At 75.0% G+C, this 25,686-nt stretch carries 29 protein-coding genes; 17 read left to right on the forward strand and 12 right to left on the reverse strand.

Annotation, left to right across the window (positions count from 1 at the left end):
• Positions 1-363 precede the first annotated feature (363 nt).
• From ACFC0B_RS28395 to ACFC0B_RS28410, 4 genes are all read left to right on the forward strand, one after another.
• A complete protein-coding gene (locus ACFC0B_RS28395; protein ID WP_376091736.1) occupies positions 364-1,332 on the forward strand; it encodes an ABC transporter ATP-binding protein in 969 nt (322 codons plus the stop codon).
• Positions 1,329-2,051 (forward strand): ABC transporter permease, encoded by a 723-nt coding sequence (locus ACFC0B_RS28400; protein ID WP_376091739.1) that lies wholly within the window; start codon positions 1,329-1,331, stop codon positions 2,049-2,051. The genes ACFC0B_RS28395 and ACFC0B_RS28400 overlap by 4 nt, the downstream gene beginning before the upstream one ends.
• An 8-nt stretch (positions 2,052-2,059) precedes the next feature.
• Positions 2,060-3,304 (forward strand): sensor histidine kinase, encoded by a 1,245-nt coding sequence (locus ACFC0B_RS28405; protein WP_376091742.1) that lies wholly within the window; start codon positions 2,060-2,062, stop codon positions 3,302-3,304.
• Positions 3,305-3,388: 84 nt separating this feature from the next.
• Positions 3,389-3,529, forward strand: coding sequence for a hypothetical protein (locus tag ACFC0B_RS28410; protein ID WP_376091745.1), 141 nt, complete (start codon positions 3,389-3,391; stop codon positions 3,527-3,529).
• Here the strand turns inward: ACFC0B_RS28410 and ACFC0B_RS28415 are convergent.
• Both ACFC0B_RS28415 and ACFC0B_RS28420 read right to left on the reverse strand, forming a co-directional pair.
• Positions 3,489-4,340: a GNAT family N-acetyltransferase gene (locus ACFC0B_RS28415; RefSeq protein ID WP_376091748.1), complete on the reverse strand. Its 852-nt coding sequence runs from the start codon at positions 4,338-4,340 to the stop codon at positions 3,489-3,491. The genes ACFC0B_RS28410 and ACFC0B_RS28415 overlap by 41 nt on opposite strands.
• A gap of 127 nt (positions 4,341-4,467) precedes the next feature.
• Positions 4,468-5,415, reverse strand: coding sequence for a MerR family transcriptional regulator (locus ACFC0B_RS28420; RefSeq protein ID WP_376091751.1), 948 nt, complete (start codon positions 5,413-5,415; stop codon positions 4,468-4,470).
• 65 nt (positions 5,416-5,480) lie between these two features.
• On the opposite strand from ACFC0B_RS28420, the gene ACFC0B_RS28425 reads away from it, so the two are divergent.
• Together ACFC0B_RS28425 and ACFC0B_RS28430 are read left to right on the forward strand one after the other, a co-directional pair.
• Positions 5,481-6,110 carry a hypothetical protein gene (locus ACFC0B_RS28425; RefSeq protein WP_376091754.1) on the forward strand — a complete coding sequence of 210 codons (630 nt, stop codon included), beginning with the start codon at positions 5,481-5,483 and terminating at the stop codon, positions 6,108-6,110.
• Between the two features lie 20 nt (positions 6,111-6,130).
• Positions 6,131-6,754 carry a response regulator gene (locus ACFC0B_RS28430; RefSeq protein WP_376092158.1) on the forward strand — a complete coding sequence of 208 codons (624 nt, stop codon included), beginning with the start codon at positions 6,131-6,133 and terminating at the stop codon, positions 6,752-6,754.
• A 12-nt stretch (positions 6,755-6,766) separates the two neighbouring features.
• Here ACFC0B_RS28430 and ACFC0B_RS28435 read toward each other — a convergent pair whose 3' ends face one another.
• Positions 6,767-7,648 (reverse strand): transglutaminase family protein, encoded by an 882-nt coding sequence (locus ACFC0B_RS28435; RefSeq protein WP_376091757.1) that lies wholly within the window; start codon positions 7,646-7,648, stop codon positions 6,767-6,769.
• A gap of 59 nt (positions 7,649-7,707) precedes the next feature.
• Entirely contained in the window at positions 7,708-8,697 is a 990-nt protein-coding gene (locus tag ACFC0B_RS28440; protein ID WP_376091760.1) for a GNAT family N-acetyltransferase, read from the reverse strand.
• A gap of 187 nt (positions 8,698-8,884) precedes the next feature.
• Between ACFC0B_RS28440 and fdxA the strand changes: the two genes are divergently transcribed.
• Both fdxA and dapC read left to right on the forward strand, forming a co-directional pair.
• Complete coding sequence (gene fdxA / locus ACFC0B_RS28445) at positions 8,885-9,211, forward strand: ferredoxin (protein WP_030061559.1); 327 nt, start codon at positions 8,885-8,887, stop codon at positions 9,209-9,211.
• Between the two features lie 20 nt (positions 9,212-9,231).
• Complete coding sequence (gene dapC / locus ACFC0B_RS28450) at positions 9,232-10,395, forward strand: succinyldiaminopimelate transaminase (RefSeq protein WP_376091763.1); 1,164 nt, start codon at positions 9,232-9,234, stop codon at positions 10,393-10,395.
• A gap of 70 nt (positions 10,396-10,465) precedes the next feature.
• On the opposite strand, the gene ACFC0B_RS28455 is transcribed toward dapC, so the two are convergent.
• A complete protein-coding gene (locus ACFC0B_RS28455) occupies positions 10,466-11,251 on the reverse strand; it encodes a hypothetical protein (RefSeq protein ID WP_376091766.1) in 786 nt (261 codons plus the stop codon).
• A gap of 301 nt (positions 11,252-11,552) precedes the next feature.
• Positions 11,553-12,581 carry a hypothetical protein gene (locus ACFC0B_RS28460; RefSeq protein WP_376091769.1) on the reverse strand — a complete coding sequence of 343 codons (1,029 nt, stop codon included), beginning with the start codon at positions 12,579-12,581 and terminating at the stop codon, positions 11,553-11,555.
• A gap of 182 nt (positions 12,582-12,763) precedes the next feature.
• On the opposite strand from ACFC0B_RS28460, the gene dapE reads away from it, so the two are divergent.
• Complete coding sequence (dapE, locus tag ACFC0B_RS28465) at positions 12,764-13,837, forward strand: succinyl-diaminopimelate desuccinylase (RefSeq protein ID WP_376091772.1); 1,074 nt, start codon at positions 12,764-12,766, stop codon at positions 13,835-13,837.
• Between the two features lie 99 nt (positions 13,838-13,936).
• Entirely contained in the window at positions 13,937-14,746 is an 810-nt protein-coding gene (locus ACFC0B_RS28470) for a TIGR00730 family Rossman fold protein (protein ID WP_376091775.1), read from the forward strand.
• A 15-nt stretch (positions 14,747-14,761) separates the two neighbouring features.
• Here ACFC0B_RS28470 and folP read toward each other — a convergent pair whose 3' ends face one another.
• A complete protein-coding gene (gene folP / locus ACFC0B_RS28475; RefSeq protein ID WP_376092161.1) occupies positions 14,762-15,574 on the reverse strand; it encodes a dihydropteroate synthase in 813 nt (270 codons plus the stop codon).
• 156 nt (positions 15,575-15,730) lie between these two features.
• Here folP and ACFC0B_RS28480 point away from each other — a divergent pair, with 156 nt between their 5' ends.
• A complete protein-coding gene (locus ACFC0B_RS28480) occupies positions 15,731-16,180 on the forward strand; it encodes a DivIVA domain-containing protein (protein WP_376091778.1) in 450 nt (149 codons plus the stop codon).
• Complete coding sequence (locus ACFC0B_RS28485) at positions 16,177-16,770, forward strand: DNA-3-methyladenine glycosylase I (RefSeq protein ID WP_376091781.1); 594 nt, start codon at positions 16,177-16,179, stop codon at positions 16,768-16,770. Before ACFC0B_RS28480 ends, ACFC0B_RS28485 begins: the two co-directional genes overlap by 4 nt.
• Before the next feature lie 13 nt (positions 16,771-16,783).
• On the opposite strand, the gene ACFC0B_RS28490 is transcribed toward ACFC0B_RS28485, so the two are convergent.
• Positions 16,784-17,584 (reverse strand): enoyl-CoA hydratase-related protein, encoded by an 801-nt coding sequence (locus ACFC0B_RS28490; RefSeq protein WP_376091784.1) that lies wholly within the window; start codon positions 17,582-17,584, stop codon positions 16,784-16,786.
• Positions 17,585-17,881: 297 nt separating this feature from the next.
• Here ACFC0B_RS28490 and ACFC0B_RS28495 point away from each other — a divergent pair, with 297 nt between their 5' ends.
• Positions 17,882-18,049, forward strand: coding sequence for a DUF3117 domain-containing protein (locus ACFC0B_RS28495; RefSeq protein ID WP_014137929.1), 168 nt, complete (start codon positions 17,882-17,884; stop codon positions 18,047-18,049).
• 124 nt (positions 18,050-18,173) lie between these two features.
• Here ACFC0B_RS28495 and ACFC0B_RS28500 read toward each other — a convergent pair whose 3' ends face one another.
• Positions 18,174-18,806: an O-methyltransferase gene (locus tag ACFC0B_RS28500; protein WP_376092164.1), complete on the reverse strand. Its 633-nt coding sequence runs from the start codon at positions 18,804-18,806 to the stop codon at positions 18,174-18,176.
• A 330-nt stretch (positions 18,807-19,136) separates the two neighbouring features.
• On the opposite strand from ACFC0B_RS28500, the gene sigE reads away from it, so the two are divergent.
• The 4 genes from sigE to ACFC0B_RS28520 all read left to right on the forward strand — a co-directional run bounded on the left by sigE (position 19,137) and on the right by ACFC0B_RS28520 (position 22,336).
• Positions 19,137-19,874, forward strand: coding sequence for an RNA polymerase sigma factor SigE (gene sigE, locus ACFC0B_RS28505; RefSeq protein ID WP_376092167.1), 738 nt, complete (start codon positions 19,137-19,139; stop codon positions 19,872-19,874).
• Positions 19,871-20,875: an anti-sigma factor family protein gene (locus ACFC0B_RS28510; RefSeq protein ID WP_376091787.1), complete on the forward strand. Its 1,005-nt coding sequence runs from the start codon at positions 19,871-19,873 to the stop codon at positions 20,873-20,875. Before sigE ends, ACFC0B_RS28510 begins: the two co-directional genes overlap by 4 nt.
• A gap of 139 nt (positions 20,876-21,014) precedes the next feature.
• Complete coding sequence (locus ACFC0B_RS28515; protein ID WP_376091790.1) at positions 21,015-21,461, forward strand: sec-independent translocase; 447 nt, start codon at positions 21,015-21,017, stop codon at positions 21,459-21,461.
• A gap of 200 nt (positions 21,462-21,661) precedes the next feature.
• Complete coding sequence (locus tag ACFC0B_RS28520; protein WP_376091793.1) at positions 21,662-22,336, forward strand: hypothetical protein; 675 nt, start codon at positions 21,662-21,664, stop codon at positions 22,334-22,336.
• 70 nt (positions 22,337-22,406) lie between these two features.
• On the opposite strand, the gene ACFC0B_RS28525 is transcribed toward ACFC0B_RS28520, so the two are convergent.
• From ACFC0B_RS28525 to ACFC0B_RS28535, 3 genes are read right to left on the reverse strand one after another with little or no spacing between them, the layout of a single operon-like run.
• Complete coding sequence (locus tag ACFC0B_RS28525) at positions 22,407-23,567, reverse strand: Mrp/NBP35 family ATP-binding protein (RefSeq protein ID WP_376091796.1); 1,161 nt, start codon at positions 23,565-23,567, stop codon at positions 22,407-22,409.
• Between the two features lie 56 nt (positions 23,568-23,623).
• Complete coding sequence (locus tag ACFC0B_RS28530; protein WP_376091799.1) at positions 23,624-24,259, reverse strand: DUF1003 domain-containing protein; 636 nt, start codon at positions 24,257-24,259, stop codon at positions 23,624-23,626.
• 3 nt (positions 24,260-24,262) lie between these two features.
• The gene (locus tag ACFC0B_RS28535) at positions 24,263-25,534 is read right to left on the reverse strand and encodes a magnesium transporter MgtE N-terminal domain-containing protein (protein ID WP_376091802.1); all 1,272 of its coding nucleotides are present in this window, start codon (positions 25,532-25,534) and stop codon (positions 24,263-24,265) included.
• Positions 25,535-25,686: the final 152 nt, after the last annotated feature.

Consider the following 25,686-nt stretch of genomic DNA (forward strand, 5'->3'; position numbering starts at 1 on the left):
CCGCACGGGCCCGCGCCCCTCCCGCCGTCCGGGCGCCGGCGAGTGCTTCAGCCGGTGAGCTCGCGGGCGCGGGGGGCGGGGGGGCGCCCCGCCGGGGGGGGGGGGGGGGGGCCGGGGGCGGGGTCGGACCCGCGCCGGTCGAGCGCAAACACCCAGGAAAGCCCCCGGGCGGGGCGCGGGGGCGCCGGGGGGTGGGGGGGCGCGCGGGGCCGGGGCTGGCCGCGGGCGCCCGGGGGGGGGGGGGGGGGCGCCCCCCCCCCCCCCCCCCCCCCCCCCCCCACGACGGCGGCCACTGCCGCCGCACCCGGGACCGGCGGGACTCTGGTGGTGCGGGAAACAGCACCGGCAGGGAGGACCAGGGACATGGACACGGGAGAGGTCGCCGCCTTCCGGGGCGTCACCAAGAGTTACGGACGGGTACGGGCCGTGGACGGCCTCGACCTCGTCCTGCGGCCGGGCGAGACCGTCGCCCTGCTCGGCCCGAACGGCGCCGGCAAGTCCAGCAGCCTCGACCTGCTGCTCGGCCTGCGCGAGCCCGACCGCGGCAGCGTCACCCTGTTCGGCGGCGCCCCGCGCGCCGCGATCACGGCGGGCCGGGTCGGCGCGATGCTGCAGAGCGGCGGCCTGATGGCCGACGTCAAGGTCCGCGAACTGGTGCGGCTCGCCTGCGACGTGCACCCGCGCGGCCGGGCCGTCGCCGAGGTGCTCGACGACGCGGGGATCACCGAACTCGCCGAGCGCCGGGTCGACCGGCTCTCCGGCGGCCAGGAGCAGCGGGTCCGCTTCGCGCTCGCCGTCGCGGGCGCCAACGACCTCATCGTCCTGGACGAGCCCACCACCGGCATGGACGTCTCGGTCCGGCAGGCCTTCTGGGCGAGCATCCGGGCGCAGGCCGACGCCGGGCGCACCGTCCTGTTCGCCACCCACTACCTGGAGGAGGCGGACTCGATCGCCGACCGCGTCCTCGTCCTGCACCGCGGCCGGCTGATCGCCGACGGCAGCTCCGCCGAGATCAAGGCCCGGGCCGGCGCCCGCCGGATCACCTTCGAGTTGCACGAGGCGGACGGCGCGTTCGACGAGGCCCCGCTGCGCGGGCTGCCCGGTGTCCAGGGCCTGGACGTCGCGGCCCGCGTCCCCGGCGTGCGGACGGTGCGGATCCGCACCGCCGACGCGGACGCCGCCGTCGCCGCGCTCTACCGGACGGGCCTGTACCCGCGCGGCCTGGAGGTCACCGGCCTGGGCCTGGAGCAGGCCTTCCTGACCATCACCGGCGAGCAGGACGCCACCGGGTCCGCACCGTCCGCCGAGCCCGCCCTGGAGAGTGCGCGATGACCACCCTGATCCGCCTGGAGATCCTGCGGACCTTCCGCAACCGCCGCTACCTGCTCTTCACGATCGCCTACCCGGCGCTGATGTACGTCTTCTTCATCCACGCCTACGACAGCGCGAACTTCGCCGGGGGCCTGCCGGTGCAGACCTACTTCATGGTCTCGATGGCCACCTTCGGCGCGGTCGGCGCGGTGCTGACCGGCAGCGCGCAGCGGATCTCGCTGGAGCGCGGGAGCGGCTGGGTGCGCCAGCTGCGGCTGACCGCGCTGCCCGGCCGGGCGTACACCCTCGGCAAGATCGCGGCGAGCTCGGTGACGACGCTGCCCGCGATCCTGGTGGTCTTCGCGGTCGGCGCGAGCCAGGGCGTCTCGCTGGGCGCGGGGCAGTGGATCGGCCTGGCCGCCGCCCTGTGGCTGGGCAGCTTCGTCTTCGCGGCGCTCGGCGTGGCGCTCGGGTACGCGGCCGCGCCGGACTCGGTGCAGACCATGGTGATGATCACCTACATGGTGATGGCGCTGTTCGGCGGGACGTGGTTCCCGGTGAGCGGCTCACTGGAGAGGTTCGCCCGCTTCGACCCGGTGTACCTCTACAACCGGCTGGCCACCTTCACCCGGCCCGGGCACGCCCTGGACCTCGCCGCCGTCGCCGGGCTGGCGGCCTTCCTCGCGGTGTTCGTCGCCGCCGCGGCGGCCCTGTACCGCCGCGACACCCGGCGGGCATGATGATCGGTATGAGCGACCCGCGCCGGACCGGCCCCGCCGACGAGCAGGCTCAGGCGGGTCCGGCGCGGGCGTCGTTCATGAACGTCCCCGGCGCCCCGGTGGAGACCGGGCGGCAGCTGCTGGTCAAGGTCGCCTGGATGCTGCTCTGGATGATCTACCTGGCCTACCCGGTGGGCAACCTGCTGGACGGCGGCCACGGCACCGGCGCCAGGGTGCTCGGCTGGAGCTGCCTGGCGGCCTTCGTGGCCGGCTACGTCCTGCTGGTGGTCTTCCGCTCGACGGCCGGCATGCGGCCGAGGGCCTGCCGGGTGGTCGTCGCGGCGATGGTGGTGCTCGCCATCGCGTCCGCCTTCGTGCTCGGCGACGCCTTCCTGACCCTGTTCATCTACGCCTCGGTGTGCGTCGCGATCATCACGCCGGCGCGCCACGCCCTGCGCGCGCTCCTCGCGATGGCGGCGCTCACCGCCGGCGTCGGCCTGCTGACCCACGCCGACGCCGGCAACGTGGTGACCTTCACCCTCAGCGCGTTCCTCTCCGGCGCCGCGATGACCGGCCTGCAGCGCCTGGTCGCCACCATGCGGGAACTGCGCGAGGCCCGCGCCGCCGTCGCGCAGCTGGCCGCCTCGGAGGAGCGGCTGCGGCTCGCCCGCGACCTGCACGACCTGCTCGGGCACTCGCTGTCGCTGATCACGCTGAAGAGCGAGCTGGCCGGCCGGTTCATGGACGCGGGCAAGGACGAGGCGGCGCGGGCGCAGGTCGCCGACATCGAGACGGTCGCCCGGCAGTCGCTGATCGACGTCCGGGAGGCGGTCACCGGCTTCCGCCGGCCCACCCTGCCGGTCGAGCTGGCCGCGGCCCGCACCGCGCTGGCGGCCGCCCGGGTCAGGCTGGAGGTCGCGCCGGAGCTGCTCGACGCCTGGCCGGGCCTGGCCGGCGAGGAGGCGGGCGCGCTGGCCTGGGCGCTGCGCGAGGCGGTCACCAACGTCGTCCGGCACGGCGAGGGCGCCACCGTCTGCACCGTGCGGGCCGACGAGACCTGGGAGGGGAACGGCGAGCGGTACGCCGTCCTGGAGATCGCCGACGACGGCCCCGGCCCGGGCAAGTCCCACCCGGGCAACGGGCTGTCCGGCCTGCAGGAGCGGCTCGCGCTGGTCGGCGGCCGGCTGGAGACCGGGCCGGGGGAGCGGGGCAGGGGTTTCCGGCTGCGGGCCTCGGTGCCGCTGCGGACGGCCTCCGTCACCACCACGCCCTGAGGGCTGGTCCGGGCGGAGGAACTCGGCCGCCCCGACCGCCCCGGAGCGGCGGCGCCGGTTCCGGCCGCGGGCAGCATGACGGGCATGCCGAAGCCTGTCGCGCTGGTGCTCGTCGTCCTGCTCCTCGCGCTGATCCCGTGCGCCGCCCTCACCGAGGCCCGCGGCGCCGTCGCGGGGGCGGCGCCTACGGACGCGCGAACCGGGCCCGCCGGGCGACCCGGGTGAGCCCCAGGCCCCGGAACAGCGCCGCCGACGCCGGGTTGTCCACGTTCACGTCCAGGAACACCTCCGCGTCCCCGGCCGCCCGCAGCCGCTCCAGCGCCGCCACCGCCAGCGCCCGCCCGAGACCCCGCCGCCGCCACGCGGGCACGGCCCCGACCTGCACCAGGAACCCCTCGGCGCACACCACGAACCCGACCGGCGTGCCGTCGGCGTCCCGGGCGAGCAGCGAGGCCCCGGGCCGGAACCCGTCGTCGACCAGCCAGGCCGCCCACTGGGACCGCGTCCGGCCCGGGAACCCCGGCCGGTCGGCGAAGGACCCGCGGTACGCCGCGTGGAAGGCGTCCGCGGTCCCGTCGCCCCACTCCTCGGGCCACTCCTCGATCCGTGCCCCGGCCGGCCACCCGACCGCCGGCAGCGACACCTCGGGCCCCAGCCGGAACACGTCCTCCGCGAAGACCTGCCGCAGCCCCCGCGACCGGAACAGCTCCTCGGCGGCGGGCGTCAGCGCCTCCGTCTCGACCTGGACGACGGTCTCCGCCGCCGTCATCAGCCGGTCCAGCAGCTCCCCGCCGAGTCCCCGGCCCCGGAGGTCCGGGTCCACCGCCCCCACCAGCGACCAGTGGCCGGCACGGGGCCGCGCCGCCCCGCAGGCCACCAGCCGGCCGTCCTCGTACGCCCCGATCCGGACGGTCCCCGGCCCGGCGTAGCGCCGGTCCACGAAGAAGGGCTCGCCCGCCACCGGCAGCCCGCCGTCCACCGCCAGGCAGCGCCGCACCACCTCCAGGACCGCCCCCAGCTCACTGTCCGGGAGCATCTCCCGCCACTCCACGCCCATCCCCGGCCGCCTCCCTCTGTGGTCCCTCCCGCATGCCACCCCGAAATCCCGGTGAGCGCAACCGGGTTGCGGCCGTGCGGAGCGGGAGGTCGGCCGGTCCGACGTCCTACTCCAGCGAGGCCCGCAGGGCGGCGGTGAACCAGGCGACGACGTCGTGGAGGCTCTCCTGGACCGGCCAGCCGTTGATGATGGCGAGGAGGTGCCAGTAGCGCTCGGCGCGGGGCTCGTCGGCGGTCTCGACGCGGTCGAGGATCCAGGCGCGGAGGGCGGCGTCGTCGGGGCGGGCGAAGGTGGCGGCGTAGGCGGCGGTGAGGGAGTCGAGGACCGGAGCGGCGGCGGGGGAGCCGGGGTCGATCCCCTCGGTGACGGCGGCGGTCACGGTGGTGCGGACGGTCTCGGAGAGGGCGGCGTGCAGACCGGTGTCGTCGCCGGCCGCCCGCTCGGCCGCCTGGTGGACGGCCATCCGTCGGACCGCGCCGCGGAAGTCCTCGTCCTGCACGAGTTCGCCCAACTCCACCCAGGCGTCGATCTGTTCGGGGGTCGGATCGTCCGGCAGCTCCGGCATGGCGGAGCGCATCATGGCGACGAACGCCGGATTGGCGTCCAGGCCGCCGAAGACGGCGTCGATGAAGTCGTGGACCAGGCGCCGGCGTTCGGCGTCGGACAGCTTCGCGAGTTGGTGCATGCGTCTCATCTCCTCGGTCGTGGAGCCGCGTTCGGCGATCGCCCGCAGCACCGTCCGGCGCAGCCGGAGCGTGCGGATCTGCACGTCCAGCGCGTCGGCGTGCGCGGCGGCCACCTCGCGCAGCGGGGCGGAACGGTCCAGCACCCGCCGGACCGTGGCCAGGTCCAGCCCCAGTTCCCGCAGGGTGCGGACCAGGTCGAGCCGGGCCAGGGCGTGCACGTCGAAGCGGCGGTAGCCGGCCGGCGTGCGGCCGGTGGGCGGGACGAGCCCGGCGTCGGCGTAGAACCGGACGGCCTTCACCGTCAGACCGGTGCGCCGGGCCAACTCGCCGATGGAGTACAGGGTGGTGTCGAGCTCGTCGTCCCGCATGGCCCCAGCTTGGCGTCTCCCCCGGGGGGAGACTCAAGGGGCCGCCGCGAGTAGGCTGCGGCGGCATGGGGGTGGACGAACGAGCCCGGCGCGCCGGGCTCTCAGGGATCCTGCTGGTGGTGCTGTCGGGGGCGGCGGGCTGCGGCTGGTCGCGGCCGGAGGCCGGGCCACCGCCGACGGCCCCGGCCGCGGTGAGCGCCGCGCCCGCGCCGTCGCCGACCCCGCACTGGGACGGCGAGCGGCTGCCGGGCCCGATCGCCGGGGTCCTGGCGGGACAACTGCGCTCGCGGTGGGGCTTCGAGGTCCACTCGGCCGTGCTCACGCCGCCGCCGTCGGCGCCCGGCGGTCCTCCGCGGCACGTCGAGTACGAGGGGCGGACGGCGCGACCCGGCGGGTACGAGCTGGCCTTCATGATCACGGCGGAGCCGGAGGGCCGTTCGCGCTTCGTGCAGTTCACCGTGGCCGGCGCCATGTCCGCGGCGGCGGCGAACGACCTCGCGGACGCCGTGGACCTCGCCCTGGACGGGAGGCTGCCGGCACCGGAGCGGGCGTCGCTGATCGCTCGGTTCACCGGGGCGCCGGAACAGGCCCCGGCCCGGCCGGCGGTGGTGGACGGGACCGAGATCCGGCTGGACGTCACCGGCCGGGAACCGGGGGTGTATCTGGTCCGGCCGCTTTCCGCCGGAACGCCGTAGGGTCGGGCGCCATGAGTGACATGCGGAACGACCGGCCCTCCGTGCGGGTGCTGCTGGCGGAGGACCAGGGGATGGTCCGGGAGGCGCTGGCCGCGCTGCTCGGGCTGGAGGGGGACATCGAGGTCGTCGCCCAGGTGGGGCGCGGCGACGAGGTGGTCGACGCGGCGGTCGCGCACGACGTGCAGGTGGCGGTGCTGGACATCGAGATGCCGGGGATGACCGGCATCGAGGCGGCGGCGCTGCTGCGCGAGCGGCGGCCGCAGACCAAGGTGGTGATCGCGACCACCTTCGGCCGCCCCGGCTATCTGCGGCGGGCGATGGAGGCGGGCGCGGACGCCTTCCTGGTGAAGGACGCGCCGGCCGCCGAGCTGGCCGAGGCGATCCGCCGGGTGCTGCAGGGCGAGCGGGTGATCGACCCGGTGCTGGCCGCCGCCGCGCTGGCCGAGGGGGCGAACCCGCTGACCGCCCGCGAGCGGGACGTGCTGGCGGCCGCGGCGGACGGCGCGGTGAACGCGGACATCGCCGGGCGGCTGCACCTGTCCGAGGGGACGGTCCGCAACTACCTCTCGATGGCGATCCGGAAGACCGGGGCCCGCAACCGCACCGAGGCGGTCCGGATCGCCCGGGAGAAGGGCTGGCTCTGAGGGGCGAGGGGCTCAGTTCAGCCGGTGGCGGGCGGCCCGGGCCTCCTGGCGGACCTTGGCGGCGGAGTCCGGGTCGAAGGCGTCCAGGATCCCGGCGTACTCGTCCATCTCCGCCGCCCCGCCCAGGAAGTCGCCGGTGCGCACCAGCAGCTCGGCGCGTTCGAGGCGGAGCTGGGCGGGGTGGCGGGGGAGCAGCAGGGCGAGTTCGGTGGCCCACAGCTGGGTGCGGGCGTGCTCGGGGCGGTCGGCGGCCCAGCCCCGGATGTTGCCGAGCACCCGCAGCACGACGTCCAGCGGCTGGGCGGGCGTGAGCAGCTCCGGCGTGAACACGTTCCCGGCGGCGCGCACCAGCCGGGCCACGTCGTCGAGGTCGAGCAGCCGGCCGCCGTGGAACGGGTCGGCCAGGACGAACTCCTCGCCGTCGGCGGGCCCGCCGACCGCGACGATGAAGTGGCCGGGCAGGGCGACGCCGTGCACGGTGAGCCCGGCCCGCCGGGCGACCGCCGACCAGACCAGCGCGAGCATGATCGGCAGTCCGCGGCGGCGCCGCAGCACGTCGGGCAGCAGCGAGGACTCCAGCCGCCGGTAGTCGGACTGCCGCCCGTGGAACCGCTCGCGCCCGCCGAGGACGGCGGCCAGCAGCGCCGCGGTCTCCTCGGGCCCGGCCGGGGCCCGGTCCGCTACGGCGCGCCGGACGGCGGCCGCGTGCCGGTCCAGGGCGGCCGAGCAGGCGGCGAGCAGGGCGTCGACGGAGGGCGGGCCCTGGAGGCCGTCCGGGTCCGCCGGGTCGGGGGCGGGGAGGTGCTCGGCGGCCGCGAGCAGGCAGAGCAGCACCGGATCGGGGTGCTCGGCCCGGGCCTCGGTCCGGAAGCGTGCTCTGCTCTGCTCGGTCACGGCGGTGGCGGCGGCTTTCGTAGGGCGGGCGGACAGACAGGCGGTTCCAGGGCGGCGCCCTAGCCCTGGGGCAGGAGCGCGTAGTGGTAAGTGTGACTGGTCGTGAAGCCCAACCCGTCATAGAGCGCGATCGCCCCGGCGTTCTCCGCCTCCACCTGGAGGTAGGCACCGGTCGCGCTCTCCTCGGCGGCCCGGGCGGCGAGCACCGCCATCACCGCCGTGGCCAGGCCTCGGCGGCGGGCCGGCGGCGCCACCTCGATGGCGCCGAAGCAGGCCCACGGCCCGTCGATGACGCAGCGTCCGATGGCGAGCACGGGCGGGGTGCCGCCGTCCCCGGCCCCGCCGCCGCGGGTGTCGTGGACGGTCGCGAACCAGACCGAGGGGCCGCCGTGGATCACCGCGCGGGCGGCCTCCTCCACCGCCGGGTCGCCGGTCACCCGCCGGTAGAGCGACATCCAGTCGGCGGAGGCGGTCCGGGCCAGCCGCACCCGGTCCCGGCCGGCCGGGTCGCCGATCCTGGTCAGCGGCGCCAGCTCGGCCACCCGGACCAGGGTGGGCGCGTACGCGGCGCCCAGCCGGTCCAGCTCGGCGCGCAGCGCCTCCGGCGAGCCGGGGGTGGTGACCTCCACCCAGGCCGGCAGCCCGCGCGCCGCGTACCACCCGCGCGCGGTGGCGAGCGCCTCGTCGAGCGGCACACCGGGGTCGCCGAGCGCCTGCACGGAGTTGGCGCGCCGGGTGAAGCCGGCCGAGGCGCGCAGCGTCCACGCGCCCAGCGGCTCCTGTTCGACGGCGGGCCAGCCGCGGGCGGCGATCCGCTGGAGCTCGGCCGGACCGGCCTGGGGCAGCGGCGCGCGCCGGGCCGGGAAGAGCGGCACGGTCTTGCCGGCGACCAGCAGTTTCTCGTCGAAGGAGACCGGCTCGCCGCTCCTGGGCACCACCGTGAGGCCGGAACCGTCCCAGGATGCGAGCACACCGATCACATCGCGGAACACTGGCCGGTTGTCGTCGGCGAAGCCGTCGAGCCGCCGGACAGAGACCCTGCGGCCCACGTCAGAGCGGTCTATCCGGACCTCCGGACGGTCCTGAACCGGCCCTTCGGCGGCCATCTGGGCACCTCCTGTGCATTTGCGGTCTCCGACCCGCGATACTAGGGGCGGGCATCGACGACGCCGCGCTCACCCGCGCACGCGAGAAAACAGAATGGGCCGCCGAGCCCTTCCGAGGAGGAACGACAGCGTGACCTACGTCATCGCGCAGCCTTGTGTCGACGTCAAGGACAAGGCCTGCATCGAAGAGTGCCCGGTTGACTGCATCTACGAGGGCGAGCGATCGCTCTACATCCACCCGGATGAGTGTGTCGACTGTGGCGCTTGCGAGCCGGTCTGCCCGGTCGAGGCGATCTTCTACGAGGACGACACGCCGGAGGAGTGGAAGGACTACTACAAGGCCAACGTCGAGTTCTTCGACGACCTCGGCTCGCCCGGCGGTGCCTCGAAGCTCGGTCTGATCGAGCGCGACCACCCGTTCATCGCCGCTCTGCCGCCGCAGAACGCCGACCACTGACGACTGGTGGCAACTGAGCTGTGAGTACCAAGAACAGCACGCACGCGCCGTTCCCGGGCCACCCGGGGGCGGCGCGCCGCGTTTCGGATCTGCTGCCGGTGTTCCCCTGGGACAAGCTGGAGCCGTACAAGGCGACCGCGCTGGCCCACCCCGGCGGGCTCTGCGACTTCTCCGTCGGCACCCCGGTCGACCCGGTCCCCGAGGTGATCCAGAAGGCGCTCGCCGCGGCCACCGACACGCCCGGCTACCCGACCGTGTGGGGCCCGCTGGAGCTGCGCGAGGCGATCGCCGGCTGGCTGCGCCGCCGGCTCGGCGCCGAGATCGGTCCGCAGGCCGTCCTGCCGACCGTCGGCTCCAAGGAACTGGTCGCCTGGCTGCCGACCCAGCTGGGCCTCGGCCCGGGGGACCAGGTCGCCTACCCGCGGCTGGCCTACCCGACGTACGAGGTGGGCGCGCGGCTGTGCGGCGCCGAGCCGGTCGCGTACGACTCGGTGGACGAGCTGGACGGCTCCCGGGTGCGCCTGCTCTGGGTCAACTCCCCGTCCAACCCGACCGGGCGGGTGCTCGGCGCGCCGGAGCTGCGGCGCGCGGTGGAGTGGGCGCGCGAGCACCGGGCGCTGCTGGTCAGCGACGAGTGCTACCTGGAGCTCGGCTGGGAGGCCGAGCCGGTCTCCGTGCTGCACCCCGAGGTGTGCGGCCACGGCGGCCACGAGGGCCTGCTCGCGGTGCACTCGCTGTCCAAGCGCTCCAACCTCGCCGGCTACCGCGCGTCCTTCGTGGCGGGCGACCCGGTGGTGGTCAAGGAGCTGCTGGAGGTGCGCAAGCACGGCGGCATGATCGTGCCGGCCCCGGTGCAGGCGGCGACGGCCGCCGCGCTCGGGGACGACGCGCACGTGGCCGAGCAGCGGGAGCGCTACGCGGCCCGGCGCGCGGAGCTGCGGGCGGCGCTGGAGGCGTACGGCTTCCGGATCGAGCACTCGGAGGCGAGCCTCTACCTGTGGGCGACCCAGGACCGGCCGTGCTGGGAGACGGTGGCCGAGCTCGCGGGGCTGGGCGTCCTGGTGGCGCCCGGTGACTTCTACGGTCCGGCCGGCGACCGGTTCGTGCGGGTCGCGTTCACCGCGACCGACGAGCGGGTCGCGGCGGCGGTGGAGCGGCTGCGCGCGGCGGCCGCCGCGCGGTAGCCCGAGGAGCGCACGAGGGGCCGGCGTCCGGAACACCGGACGCCGGCCCCTCGCCGCTGCGCGGGCGGGCTCAGCCGATCGGCAGGCCGCCGAGGCCGCCGCCGTTGACGCCGCCGAGCAGGCCGCTGAGCGGGCCGAGCGCGCTGGTGAGGCCGGACAGGCCGTTCAGCGGGCTGTTCTGGCCGAGGTCGGCGCCGCCGAGGCGGTTGGCCGACCCGTGCTCGGCGAGGCCGAGCACGTCGGCGGCGGGCAGGTCGGCGGGCAGCGCCCGGGTGACCGAGCCGATCGGCAGCGCGTCGGTGACGGTGGTGGTGCTGGGGATGGCCTGGACGACCCCGCTGCCACCCGGCACGGCGCTGGTGAGGGCACCGGCCGGGGCGATCTCGCCGACCGGGCCGAGGCCGGCGTGCGAGCTGCGCTGCGGGGTGGCGCTCTTGCCGGTGACGGCCTCGCCGAGCTTGCCGGCCAGGGCCCGGGCGACCTTCGGGGCAACGCCGGAGAGCTCGCCGGTGGTGGCGGCGGTCTGGTCGATCGGGGCGGTCAGCGAGCCGGCCTTCTCGTTCGCCTCGGGGAGCTGCTGGGCGACGATGTTGCCGGTCGCGTCGGCGGCGGCGGGCACGCCCGCGGCGACCGTGGCGGCGCCGGTGTTCCCGGCGGCCTGGCCCAGCTGGTGGGTGGTGTGCTGCAGAGTGGAGCCCGCGTCGGTGTTGGTGAGCTGGCCCAGCGGGGCGGCCAGGTCGCCCTTCGGCAGCAGGGAGTCGGCGGCGGACGCGGAGCCGGCCGCGACCAGCGGGGTCGCGCCGGCCGCCACGAGAAGTGCGGCCTGGGCGATCCGGCGCGTGAGGGGGTGAGACATGGGGCTCCTCGGAGGGTCTGGGTCCGTCCCGTCCGCCGGGCGGACGACGTTGTTACCGCTTGAGAAGCCAGAAGGTTGCGGCCCGCGCAAGGAAAGCGTCGGCGCGACGATCGGATGGTAGGACCGCACGGAGGCGCGTCCCGGGCGCCGGGCCGGGAGGCGGAGGCACGGCGGGCCAAGGGGAGTGACGGTTCTGCGCCCCGCCCGCCCCGGCCGGCCCGCCGTCCACCCGGATTGACGCGAATCACCCGGGCGGCGGCAACCCGGACACCAGTGCGTCAACGGTCCGGGGCCGCCGGTTTCAGCCCTTCGCCGGGGCGGTCAGCGAGACCAGCACCAGCTTGGTCGACGTCCCGGTCGGCTGCGGCTTCCAGCCGTCCTCGGACTTCGCCTTCCGCCAGATCTTCCCGTCGTAGGCGACGGTCTCGATGCCCAGCCGCTGAGCCTGCGTCACCGCCCAGTGCGCCACCGCCCAGCCGTTCTGCCGCTCGGCGTCCGGGCCGGAGTCGGTCGACGCGGTCGGGTCCGGGGTCAGCGAGACGGCGTTCTCCGCGCCCTTGACGGTGGACGTGTAGCCGGCGGCCGGGGTGACCGTCCGGCCGAACTCCCGGCGCACCCGGTCGCTCAGCACCTGGGCCCGGTCCGGGCGGGCCGGCGCCGCGGTGCCGGTGGCGGGCGCGGCCCCGGCCGGGGCGGCCGACGGGGTGCTGTCCTCGTCGGTGTCCGGCTCGGCGAAGTCGTGCACCACGCAGTTCAGCGAGGCCGCCTCGCGGCCGGTCAGCGCGGAGGCCAGCAGGGTGGCCTTGGTCTCGTGCTTGGCGTAGGCCTGCGGGTAGCCGCTCTTCTGCACCTGCTGGGCCGCGTCGGTCAGCGGCAGCCGGGTGTAGCCGGGCACCTTCACCAGGCCGTCCAGGAACTTGTTGGTCGCGTAGACCGGGTCCATGATCTGCTGCACGGTGCCCCAGCCCTGCGAGGGCCGCTGCTGGAACAGGCCCACCGAGTCCCGGTCGCCGCCGGACAGGTTGCGGATCTTGGACTCCTGCATCGCGGTGGCCAGCGAGATGGTCACCGCCCGGTCCGGCAGTCCGCGGGCGTGCGCGACGGCGGCGATGGTCGCCGCGTTGGCCGCCTGCGGGACCTCCAGGGTGCCCTCGCCGGCCGGCGTCTTCACCGAGCAGCCCTCGGGGGTCAGCAGCTTCTGGTCGCGCAGCCAGTACAGCGTCACCGCGGCCACGGCCAGCACCAGCACGCCGATCAGCACCACCCGCAGCGGCCTGCGCCGCCGCGGCGGCGCGTCCTCACCACCGCCGCCGCCCTCTCGCCTCGCCACCGCCGCCCCTCTCCGCCGAGCACTCCGAACCGACACCGTACCCACTCGGACGGATGTGCGGTGCCGGGCGGTTGCCTCTGCCGCGGTCTTCTGCCGCTGCCCGCCACCCGCTGCCCGCTGCTCGCCCGTTCGCCTCCGGGCGCAACGGCCCCCCGCGGCCGGCGGGACTAGGCTGGGCAACCATGAGCAGCCCGAAGACGCCCCTGGACCTCACCCTCGACGGCGGCGCGCTGACCGCCCAGCTGGTCGACTTCCCCTCCGTCAGCGGCGACGAGCAGGCGCTCGCCGACGCCCTGGAGGAGGCCCTGCGGGCCTACCCGCACCTGACCGTCGACCGGTACGGCAACAACGTGGTCGCCCGGACGAACCTCGGCCGCGCCGAGCGCGTCGTGCTCGCCGGCCACATCGACACCGTGCCGATCGCCGACAACGTGCCCTCCTGGGTCGAGGGGGACCTGCTCCACGGCTGCGGCACCTCGGACATGAAGTCCGGCGTCGCCGTCCAGCTCCGGCTCGCCGCCACCCTGCCCGAGCCCAACCGGGACCTCACCTTCGTCTTCTACGACTGCGAGGAGGTGGAGGCCCACCGCAACGGCCTCGGCCACCTCGTCCAGGCCCACCCGGACTGGCTGGCCGCCGACTTCGCGGTGCTCATGGAGCCCAGCGGGGCGGTCGTCGAGGGCGGCTGCCAGGGCACCCTGCGCGCGCAGGTCCGGCTCGGCGGCGTCCGCGCCCACTCGGCCCGCAGCTGGCTCGGCGACAACGCCATCCACAAGGCCGGCGAGGTGCTGCGGCGGCTCTCCGCGTACCGGGCGCGGCTGGTCGAGATCGACGGGCTGGAGTACCACGAGGGCCTCAACGCGGTGCGCATCGACGGCGGCGTGGCCGGCAACGTCATCCCCGACGAGTGCGTGGTGACGGTCAACTTCCGCTTCGCGCCGGACCGCGACGAGGCCGGAGCCGAGAAGCACGTGCGCGAGGTCTTCGACGGATTCGAGGTCACCGTCACCGACTTCGCCCCGGGGGCGCTGCCCGGCCTGAACCAGCCCGCCGCCCAGGCGTTCCTCGCCGCGACCGGCGGCACCGCCCGCGCCAAGTTCGGCTGGACGGACGTGGCCCGGTTCAGCGCGCTCGGCGTCCCGGCGGTCAACTACGGCCCCGGCGACCCGAACATGGCGCACAAGCGGGACGAGCACTGCTCGCTGAGCGCCATCGCCGCGACCGAGGAGCGGCTGCGCGCCTGGCTGACGGCCTGATCCGGCCCCGCGGCCATCGGCCGGGGGCCATCTTCCGGTCGCCCAACCGACCTTCCGGCGTTGCCTGAAAAAGGGGAGGGGCGGGCGTAGGGTTTCGTCATGACAGGCACTGGAGACGAGAAGCACTACGGGCACGGCCCCGAGCAGGTGGGCGAGCCGCGCCCGAAGAAGGCGTGGCCCGAGAAGCAGAAGGGCCCGGTGCTGGTGCGCCGGGACCAGGTCGGCGAGAGCACCACGGACCAGCGCCTGCTGGACACCACCGGTCCCACCGACTGGCTGCACACCGATCCGTGGCGGGTGCTGCGGATCACCTCCGAGTTCGTCGAGGGCTTCGGCGCCCTCGCCGAACTCCCGGCCGCGATCAGCGTCTTCGGCTCCGCCCGGACCCCGGTCGACTCGCCCGAGTACGCGGCGGGCGCGGCGATCGGCCGGGCGCTGGCCGAGGCCGGCTACGCGGTGATCACCGGCGGCGGACCGGGCGCGATGGAGGCCGCCAACCGCGGCGCCTCGGACGCCGGCGGGCTCAGCGTCGGCCTGGGCATCGAGCTGCCGTTCGAGCAGGGGCTCAACGAGTTCGTCGACCTCGGCCTGAACTTCCGCTACTTCTTCGTCCGCAAGACGATGTTCGTGAAGTACTCGCAGGGCTTCGTCGTCCTGCCCGGCGGCCTCGGCACCCTGGACGAGCTGTTCGAGGCGCTCACCCTGGTGCAGACGAAGAAGGTCACCCGCTTCCCGGTGATCCTCTTCGGCAGCGCCTACTGGGGCGGGCTGGTCGACTGGCTGCGGAACACCCTGGTCGCGCAGGGCAAGGCGGCCCCGCACGACCTGGAGCTGTTCCACGTCACCGACGAGATCGACGAGGTCATGAAGATCCTCGCCGAGGCCCGCCGCCCGGCGACCGAGATCTGATTCTCCTCGCCGGCCTCAGGCCAGTCCCCGGCGGGCGACCGCCGGGGGGCGGGTGCCGCGGATCGAGGCGACCATGTCGAGCACCTGCCGGGTCTCCGCCACCTGGTGCACCCGGTACACCCGGGCGCCCAGCCAGGCGGAGACCGCCGTGGTCGCCAGCGTGCCGAGCAGCCGCTCGTCCACCGGCTTGTCGAGGGTCTCGCCGACGAAGTCCTTGTTGGACAGCGACACCAGCACCGGGAACCCGGTCGCGGTCATCTCCGGCAGCCGCCGGGTCGCCTCCAGCGAGTGCCGGGTGTTCTTCCCGAAGTCGTGCCCCGGGTCGATGATCACCGCGTCCCGCCGCACGCCCAGCTCCACCGCCCGCTCGGCCAGCCCGACGGTCACCCGCAGGATGTCCGCCATCACGTCCTCGTAGCCGGTCCGGTGCGGCCGGGTGCGCGGCTCGGCGCCGCCCGCGTGGGTGCAGACCAGCCCGGCGCCGTACCGGGCGGCCACCTCGGCCAGCCGCGGGTCCACACCGCCCCAGGCGTCGTTCAGCAGGTCGGCGCCCACCTCGCAGACCGCCTCGCCGACCTCGTGCCGCCAGGTGTCGACGCTGATCACGGCCTCCGGGTGGCGCTTGCGCAGCTCCGCCACGAACGGCACGGTGCGCCGCAGCTCCTCCTCGACGGTCACCTCGTCACCCGGCCCGGCCTTCACCCCGCCGATGTCCAGGATCGCGGCGCCCTCGGCCATCGCACGGTCGGCCGCGGCGAACGCGGCCTCGTCGGCGAAGGTCGCGCCCCTGTCGAAGAACGAGTCCGGCGTCCGGTTGACGATCGCCATGATCACCAGCTCGTCGTCGCCGAATTCCCGTGGTCCCAGGCGCAGTGCCACCGATGTCTCCTCCACAGCTGCTTCGGGTGCGATGATGGCCCCCGGCCCATCGGGACCATGATCCCACTCCAGTCGGGGCCGGCCGGGAAATCGGGAGGACCGCTCGTGTTCTGGGTGATCGTGGCGGCGATGGCCGTGGTGGTCGGCGGTGCCGCGCTGGTGGCGCTCGGCGGCGGCGGTTCGCTGCCGGAGGCCGTGCAGGACCGTATCTCCGCCCGGCTGCCGCAGGACCGCCGGCTGGACCAGGGCGACGTCGAGGCGCTGCGCCTGCCGATGGCGGTGCGCGGTTACCGGATGGACGAGGTGGACGACGTCCTCGACCGGCTGGGCGCCGAACTCGCCCACCGCGACGCGCGGATCGCCGAACTGGAGGGGCTGGCCGCGGTGCGCGGCGCGGTCGAGGCCGACGACCGCCCGGAGTTCGGCGGCGACCCGCTGCCCGGCCTGGAGGAGTTCGCCCGGATCGTCGAGCCCGCCGTCGCCCTCACCAAGGCCCCTTCGGCGCAGCCCGCCCCGGCGGGCCCCGAGGACGCCAGGCCCGAGGAGCGCCCGTGAGCACCGAGCCCGGCGGCGCCGTCCTCGGCGCGGACGGGCTGCGCCGCTGCGGCTGGGGCGATTCGACGGACGACTACCGGGTCTACCACGACACCGAGTGGGGCCGCCCGGTGCACGGCGACGACGCGCTGTTCGAACGGGTCTGCCTGGAGGCCTTCCAGTCCGGCCTGTCCTGGATCACCATCCTGCGCCGCCGCGAGGGCTTCCGGGCGGCCTTCGCCGGCTTCGGGATCGCGGAGGTCGCGGAGTTCGGCGAGGCCGACGTCGAGCGGCTGCTCGCCGACACCGGCATCATCCGCAACCGGGCCAAGATCGAGGCGGCGATCGCCAACGCCCGGACCGCCCGCGACCTCGACGGCGGACTGGACGCGCTGATCTGGCAGTTCGCCGGCGACCCGGACCGGCCGGCGCCCCGCACGCTCGGCGAGGTGCCGGCCGTCACGCCGGAGTCGACGGCGCTGGCCAAGGCCCTGAAGAAGGCCGGCTTCCGGTTCGTCGGCCCGACCACCGCGTACGCGCTGATGCAGGCCTGCGGACTGGTCGACGACCACCTCGCCGACTGCCACGTCCGGACCGCCCCCGCGCGGTAGCCCGGCCGCGGCGCTACCGCCCGAGGTACGCCGGCTTCTCCTTGGCGATGAAGGCGCGGACCGCGATCCGGTGGTCCTCGCTCTCGCCGGCCATCGTCTGCAGCTCGTCCTCCTTGTCGAGCAGTTCGCTCAGCGAGTGCGACGCGCCGTAGGCCAGCGACTCCTTGATCGCGCCGTACGCGACCGTCGGGCCGGCGGCCAGCTCCTTGGCGAACGCCCGGGCGGTGGCGGCCAGTTCGGCGGCCGGCACGACCCTGGTGGCCAGGCCCAGCTCCCTCGCCTCGGCCGCCTTCACGGTGCGCGGCAGCATCAGCAGCTCGGTCGCCCTGGCGTGCCCGACCAACCGCGGCAGCGTCCAGGACGCCCCGGAGTCGGCGGTCAGCGCGATCCCGGCGAACGCGGTGTTGAAGCCGGCGGTGTCCGCGAGGATCCGGAAATCGCAGGCGAAGGCCAGCGAGGCACCCGCCCCGGCCGCCACCCCGCCGACCGCCGCCACCGTCGGCTTGCGCATCCCGGCCAGCGCCCGCAGCAGCGGGTTGTAGTGCTCGGCGACGGTCTTCAGCGCGCCCTCGCCGGTCTCCTCGGCCCGCTTCAGCAGGCCCAGGTGCTCCTTGAGGTCCTGCCCGACGCAGAACGCGCGGTCGCCCGCGCCGGTCAGCAGCACCGCCCGCACCGCCGGGTCCTCGGCGGCGGCGGTCACGGTGTCGCGCAGCGCCACCTTGGTCGCCACGTCCAGCGCGTTCATCGCCTCGGGGCGGTTGACGGTGATGACGGCCAGGCCGCCGTCCAGCTCGTACAGCACGGAATCGGACATGGGCGAGGGCTCCCTGCTCGTGATCGGCTCTGATCGTCGCTGCCAGGATGCCGGAGTGCCGGGCCGCCTGGGGAGTGTGAGGTATCGCACCTTTCGGCGGCGTACGGACCGGCGCCGCGCCGGGGCTTATGCCGGAAATTGTGCGGGATTGAGGTGGTCCGGACGAGGTTGCACCGAGAGTGATGTTGGTCATCAGGCCGTGGCATGCGGGATAATGGCTTCCGATCAATGCGTTCGATACCGGCGGTGGACGGACTGCCGGTGCGTAGCTGAGCGGTTGCAGGAAGGGGAACGAGCATGGCGGCCATGAAGCCGCGGACGGGTGACGGCCCGCTCGAAGTCACCAAAGAGGGGCGGGGCATCATCATGCGCGTTCCGCTCGAAGGCGGCGGACGCCTCGTGGTGGAGCTCACGCCTGACGAGGCCGACGCCCTCGGCGAGGCCCTGAAGAAGGCCTGCGGCTGACCGCAGCAGGTGCTCGCCATCTCCTGGAGATGTGCTGCCGGGCCCGGGTACGACCATCGTGTCGGCCCGGGCCCCGTACTTTTCCGGGCCGTACGCCTGCGGGCCGTACTCCTCGGGGCCCGGCCTAGCGCTTCACGGCGCAGAGCAGCCCGTCCGAGACCGGGATCAGCGCGGGCAGCAGCGCCTCGCTCTCCCGGACGGCCTGGACCAGGTCCCGCACCGACTGGGTCCGCGGGTCCTGGAGCTCCGGCTCGGCCAGCCGTCCCTCCTGGAACACGCCCTCGAAACAGACCATCCCGCCCGGCCGCAGCAGCCGCAGCGACTCGGAGAGGTACTCCCGGGACTCCGCCGGGTCGCCGTCGCAGAACACCAGGTCGTACTGGCCGTCCGCGAGCCGCGGCAGCACGTCCAGCGCCCGGCCCGGTATGAACCGCGACCGGTTGGCCGCGAACCCGGCCGCCTGGTAGGCCTCCTTCGCCAACTGCTGGCGCACCGGCTCGGAATCGACGGTGGTGAGCACCCCGTCCGGCCGCATCCCGCGCAGCAGGTACACCCCGGAGACCCCCGTGCCGGTGCCGATCTCGGCCACCGCCTTGGCGTCCAGCGCGGCGGCCAGCAGCCGCAGACAGGCGCCGCCGCTCGGCCCGATCGCCCGGATCCCGGTCCGCGCGGACTGCGCCCGGGCGTAGGTCAGCACCGCGTCCTCGCCGACGTAGGTGTCGGCGAGAGCCGCACGTGCGGGCCCGAACTCGCTGATGGCTGCCTCTTTCGGAGCCCCGGGTGACGGCCCGGCGCCGAGCGGATGTCGATATTTCCTGCCACAGATTACTGGCCGGACGGGAACCGCGTACGGCGGCGGGCCGTTGGTGGAGCAGGGACCGCGCGAACGGGACGTCCCGGACACCCTCCGGGCCGGTCGTCCGGTCGGCCGGTCCCGGACGCTTCTTATCCGGGCTTGACGGGCGAGGTGGATATGGTGGTGGCCCTGCTGGGCAGAAGAGCCGACCGAGGAGGTGTGGCCGAGGGCGACGTCCCTGTGCGGCGGCACTTCCGCGGCACCGCGTCGACCCGTACGCCGAAGCCCGTGATGAACCAGCCTGCGCACTCCACCCTGGACCAGCCGGCCGCCGCGCCCGAGGCGCCCGCCGCCGGCACCGCCGAGGCCCCCGCCCTCGCCACCTTCGCCGAGGGCCCCGACGCGCAGACCTGGACTCCCCCCACCTGGGAGGAGATCGTCGAGGCCCACAGTGCCCGCGTCTACCGCCTGGCCTACCGCCTGACGGGCAACCAGCACGACGCCGAGGACCTCACCCAGGAGGTCTTCGTCCGGGTGTTCCGCTCGTTGTCGACCTACACCCCCGGCACGTTCGAGGGCTGGCTGCACCGGATCACCACCAACCTGTTCCTGGACATGGTCCGCCGCCGCCAGCGCATCCGCTTCGACGCGCTCGGCGAGGACGCGGCCGAGCGGCTCGCCTCCCGCGAGCCCAGCCCGGCCCAGCACTTCAGCGACACCCACTTCGACGCCGACGTCCAGCACGCGCTGGACTCGCTGGCGCCCGAGTTCCGTGCCGCCGTCGTCCTCTGCGACATCGAGGGCCTCTCCTACGAGGAGATCGCGGCGACGCTCGGCGTCAAGCTCGGCACCGTCCGCAGCCGCATCCACCGCGGCCGCTCGCACCTGCGCGCCGCGCTCAAGCACCGCGCCCCCGGCTCGGCCCCCGGCCGTGAGCGCCGCGGCGGCGGAGCCGAGGAGCAGCCGGTGCCGGTCGGCGCCGGCGGGGCCGCGGTCGCGCCGGGCGGGCGCGGACGGAGGCGATCGTGAGCGGAACCGGTCGATCGGAGCCGGGCCACCCGGAGACGCCCGGCCGCACCGCCACCCGCCGTGGCGGCTGGCCCGCCCTGGGCCGCCGGAACCAGGACGGGCCCGTGGCGGCCGACGCGCCGCACGCCGCGCCGCAGGCCGAGCCGGCGCTGCGCGCCGTCGCCGTGCGGGCCGTCGAGCCCGCCGCCGAGGAGCACCACCTCGGGGAGCGGCTGTCCGCCTTCGTGGACGGCGAACTCGGCCACGACTCGCGCGAGCGCGTCCAGGCCCATCTGGCGACCTGCCCGCAGTGCCTCGCCGAGGCCGACGAGGGCCGCGCCGTCAAGCACCTGCTGACCCGCACCGACACGCCCGGCCCCTCCTCCGCGCTGATGGCCCGGCTGATGGCCGTCGGCGCGCTTCCGGAGGACGAGCGGCAGCCGCGCGCCGACCGCCCGCACCGGGACGACGACGACCTGCCCGGCGGCGGCGTCGCCGCCCCGGGCACCCTCGGCGGCAGCCGGCTGAACGGCGGCTCGTTCGGCCGCGGCGCCGGGGCCTCCTTCGGCGCGGGCGCGCTCGGCGCCGACACGCCGGTGCCCGGCGTCGACCCCCGGGCCTTCGGCCGCGGCTCGGTGCTGCGCCCGCTGATCGGGCGGCGCTCGCCGCGCCCCGACGCCCCGGTCCAGCCGCTGGCGGCCGCCGCGGCCGTCCCGGTGGTCCGGCAGGCCCCGGCGCGCGGGCGGCGCTTCGTCTTCGCCGCGGCCGGCGCCTTCTCGGTCGCCGCGGTGACGCTCGGCGGCGTCGGCAACATCGCCGGCCCGGGCGACGATCAGCACGGCACCACGGTCAGCCCGGCCGGCGGAGGCCGGGGCGGGCTGGTCCCGATGAACGCCCAGCTGCCGGCGGTGGACCTGCCGCTGCGCCCGGTGGCGGTCACCCGGGGCGCGACGCCGCCGTACGAGCTGCCGGAGCGCTCGCCGAGCTCCGGCGTCGCCGGTCTGCACCACGAGAACAGATAGGCCCCACCGGCCCCTCGCGGACCGGATCATCGGCGGGTCTTCACCACGGCTTCATCACACCGGGGGTCATGGACCCGCCGATGGCCATTACGCTGTGAGGAGCGTCTGTCCGATCCGATCGCGAGCTTAGGGAGCTTTGGTGTTCAGCGACGTGGGCACACTGGAGATCCTGACCCTGGCCATCATGGCCATCGTGGTCTTCGGTCCGGACAAGCTGCCGAAGCTGATCCAGGACACCATGGGCTTCATCCGGAAGATCCGGTCCTTCGCGGACACCGCGAAGGAGGACATCCGCAGTGAGCTGGGTCCGGAGTTCCAGGACTTCGAGTTCGAGGACCTCAATCCGAAGACCTTCGTGCGCAAGCAGCTGATGGGCGGCGAGGAGGACCCGCTGGGCCTCAAGGAGATGCGGGACACCCTCGACATCCGCTCGGTGCTGGACGACAAGCCGGCCGCCCCGGTGAACGGCACCGGCCGCGCGGGCAGCGTCTCCTTCGACAAGTCCGCCGCAGCCCCGGCCGCCGCGGCCGCCGGAGCCCCGCTCGCCCCCGGCGAGCGCCCCCCGTTCGACCCCGACGCGACCTGAATCCCGAACCCCACCGCCCCGCCGACCCCACGGTTGAGCGGGGCGGTGGCGTGTGCGCCGCTATTGTGCTGATTGTTCCCACCGTGCCGTCGGTCACGTTCCGGTCCCGTCCGGGCCGAAGACGGTCGGCGGGGGCGCCGCGGTACGCCACGATGGGAGCGCGCCACGGCAGGCAAACGTCGTTTGAGGAGGCCCCGGGGATGGACGCGACGAGTCAGGCGGTCGGGACGGCCACGGCCGGCGGACCCGTGGTCGGCGGACAGGCCGGCCCGGCGGACCCGCTGGTGCCGTACCTGTCCGCGGACTTCCCTTGGTACGGCCTGGACGAGGGCTGGTCGGGCCGCCGCTTCCTGCTGCCGAGCGGCTTCGGCGGACCGCGGGCCGGCGCCCACGGCACCGTCGACTACGGCAGCCTCGGCCACGGCGAGGAGCCGGCCCGCCAGTACGAGCCGCGCGACGTGCGGAAGTTCGCCGTCGTCGTCACGGTCGCCCGGCGGGAGAGCCGGCGCAGCGCCGACAACACCGGCACCCTGGAGGCGACGTCCGCCTCCTCCGCCGCCTGGCTGGCGGGTTCCGGCCTGCTCGCCGCCACCTGGCCGGGCCAGCTGGACCGCGCGCGGCGCCAGGACTGGCTGGACCAGCAGTCCACCCTCGCCTGGGACCTCGCCGACGACCTGGAGGGCCCCGGCTGGTCCACCCTCAGCCTCCCGGTGAACGGGCTGCCGCAGCCGTTCCGCTACCGCGAGTCCGAGTACGGCTGGGTGCTCGCCGGCGAGGCCCCCGGCGTCCTGCTGGGCGCCTACGGCCGGGGCGTCAGCGCCTACGGCGCCGGCTTCGCCGCCGTCCCCGACCTGGTCGCCTACACCCGCCCGTAGCCCCGCACGGACGCCGCAGGGGCCCGCCGGATCTCCCGGCGGGCCCCTGCGGGCTTCGGCCGGCGGCGTATCAGAACTTGTTCTTCGGGGTGAGCCCGAGGGACAGGCCGGACAGGCCGCGCTGGCGGCCGCCGAGCTTGCCGGCGACGGCGCGCAGGGCGGCGCCGGCGGGGGAGTCGGGCGCGGCCAGGACGACCGGGCGGCCGTCGTCGCCGCCCTCGCGCAGGCGGACGTCGATCGGGATGGATCCGAGGACCGGGACGGTGGCGCCGACGGTGCGGGTGAGCGCGTCGGCGACGGTCTGGCCGCCGCCGGTGCCGAACACGTCGATCATCTCGTCGCAGTGCGGGCACGGCATGCCGGACATGTTCTCGATCACGCCGACGATCTTCTGGTGGGTCTGCACCGCGATGGTGCCGGCCCGCTCGGCGACCTCGGCGGCGGCCATCTGCGGGGTGGTGACGATCAGGATCTCCGCGTTGGGGACCAGCTGGGCCACCGAGATGGCGATGTCGCCGGTGCCGGGCGGCAGGTCCAGCAGCAGGACGTCCAGGTCTCCCCAGTAGACGTCGGCCAGGAACTGCTGCAGGGCGCGGTGCAGCATCGGGCCGCGCCAGACCACCGGGGCGTTGCCCGGGGTGAACATGCCGATCGAGATGACCTTCACGCCGTTCGCCTGCGGCGGCATGATCATGTCCTGGACCTGGGTGGGCCGGCCCTCGACGCCCAGCATGCGCGGCACGCTGTGGCCGTAGATGTCGGCGTCCACCACGGCGACCTTCAGGCCGTCCGCGGCCATCGCCGCGGCCAGGTTGACGGTCACCGAGGACTTGCCGACGCCGCCCTTGCCGGAGGCGACCGCGTAGACGCGGGTCAGCGTGCCGGGCTTGGCGAACGGGATCTCCCGCTCGGGGGCGCCGCCGCGCAGCAGCTGGGAGAGCTCCTTGCGCTGCTCGTCGCTCATCACGTCGAGCTCGACCTCGACGCCGGTCACGCCGGGGACGCGGCCGACGGCCTCGCGGACCCGGGTGACGATGGTGTCGCGCATCGGGCAGCCCGAGACGGTCAGGTAGACCGCGACCCGCACGGCGCCGCCCTCGCCGATCTCGACCGATTTCACCATGCCGATCTCGGTGATCGGGCGGTTGATCTCCGGGTCGTTGACGGTCGCCAGCGCCTGGCGCACGGACTCCTCCGTGGCGCCGGCCGCGACCTCTGTCTCGTTGGCCATGCCTTGATGGTACGGCGCCGCGCGGGGTGCATAACCGGTCGGTAGGGTGCCGCAGGTCACAGCGCTTCGGGGGCCTCCCGGCGCTCGTCGATCTCCCTCAGCAGCGACTGGAGTTCGGAGCGCACGAAGTCGCGGGTGGCGACCTCGCCGAGGCCCTGGCGCAGCGCCGCGACCTCGCGGGTGAGGTACTCGGTGTCGGCGATGTTGCGGTCGCTGCGGGCCCGGTCCTGCTCCATGTTGACCCGGTCCCGGTTGTCCTGCCGGTTCTGCGCCAGCAGGATCAGCGGCGCCGCGTAGGAGGCCTGGAGCGAGAGCATCAGGGTCAGGAAGATGAAGGGGTAGTCGTCGAACCGGGCGGCGTCGGGCAACAGGGTGTTCCAGGCGACCCAGAGGATGATCACCACCGTCATCCAGACGATGAACCGGCCGGTGCCCAGGAAGCGGGCGATCCGCTCGGAGAGCTTGCCGAAGGCCTCCGGGTCGTAGGACGGCAGGGTGATCAGCCCGGGGCGGGCGGTGCGCGGCTGGTCGAGGCGGGTGCGGGGGGACGGTCCGCCGGCGGCGGGCTCGGCGCGGCGGTCCCGGGCGCCCTCGCGGGCGCGCAGCTCGCGCAGCTGGCGCAGCTCCCGCAGCTCGCCCTGGAGCCGCTGGCGCGGGGACTCGTCCCGCCGGCCCTTGCGGTCAGCGTCCACCGGTCACTCCCTCTCCTCGGCGGGACCGCCGTGCAGCGCGGCCTCCCGCCAGTCCTCCGGCAGCAGGTGGTCGAGCACGTCGTCCACGGTGACCGCGCCGACCAGGTGGTCCGCGTCGTCGACGACCGGCGCGGCGACCATGTTGTACGTCGCCAGGTAGCTGGTGATCAGCGAGAGCGGGGTGTCCGGCGGCAGCGGGTCGAGGTCGTCGTCGACCAGTGAGCCGACCAGCGTGTACGGGGGCTCGCGCAGCAGCCGCTGGAAGTGGACGGTGCCCAGGTACTTGCCGGTCGGGGTCTCGTTCGGCGGGCGGCAGACGAAGACCTGCGCGGCCAGCGCCGGCTTGTGGTCGGAGACCCGCACCCGGGCCAGCGCCTCGGCCACCGAGGCGTCCGGCTCCAGCACGATCGGTTCGGTGGTCATCAGACCGCCGGCGGTGTTCTCCTCGTAGGTCAGCAGCCGGCGCACCGGCTCGGCCTCGTCCGGCTCCATCAGCTGGAGCAGCCGTTCGGCCTCGTCGCCGGGCAGCTCGGAGAGCAGGTCGGCGGCGTCGTCCGGATCCATCGCCTCCAGGACGTCGGCGGCCCGTTCGTCCTTCAGCTTGCCGATGATCTCGACCTGGTCGTCCTCGGGCAGCTCCTCCAGGACGTCGGCGAGCCGTTCGTCGTCGAGCGCGGCGGCGACCTCGGCGCGGCGCTTGGCGGACAGGTGGTGCATGACGTTGGCGAGGTCGGCGGCGCGCAGCTGGTCGAAGGTGGCGAGCAGGTTGGCGGCGCCCTGGTTCTCCTCGGGCAGGGTGAAGCCCGTGACGTCCTGCCAGTCCAGGGTGAGCGACTCGCCGCGCGCCTTGCGCAGCCGGCCGACCCGGCCGACCTGGACGAAGACCTTGCCGATCTCCCACTCGCGCAGCCGGGTCTGGGTCATCGCGACGTCCAGGACGGTGACCTCCTGGCCGGTCTTGGTCCAGGTGACGGTGCGGTCCAGCAGTTCGGCGAGGACGAGCGTCTCGGCGGGGCGCTGTTCGAAGCGGCGCATGTTGATCACGCCGGTGGTGATCACCTGGCCGGACTCCAGGCTGGTCACCCTGGTCATCGGCAGGAAGATCCGGCGCCGGCCGACCACCTCCACCACCAGGCCGAGCACCCGCGGCGGTCGGCCGCCGACCCGCAGGGTGACCACGACGTCCCGGACCCGGCCGACCTGGTCGCCGTTCGGGTCGAAGACGGCGATGCCGGACAGGTGCGAGATGAAGACCCGGTTGCCTGGCCCTGCCATGGACTTCTGGACTCCCTCGCCTCGCTCGACGCCTGGTCGGGCGCGCGGGCACGCCCCGAGGCCCAGGCTACTCGGGCATTCCCGCCCGGGCTCGGCGAAAGCCGGGCGAATCGGGCGACGGGGGCGGTGGGGCGGCGGTGGAGGAGGGGCGG

The organism is Kitasatospora sp. NPDC056184, from assembly GCF_042268405.1.
Lineage (GTDB): Bacteria > Actinomycetota > Actinomycetes > Streptomycetales > Streptomycetaceae > Kitasatospora.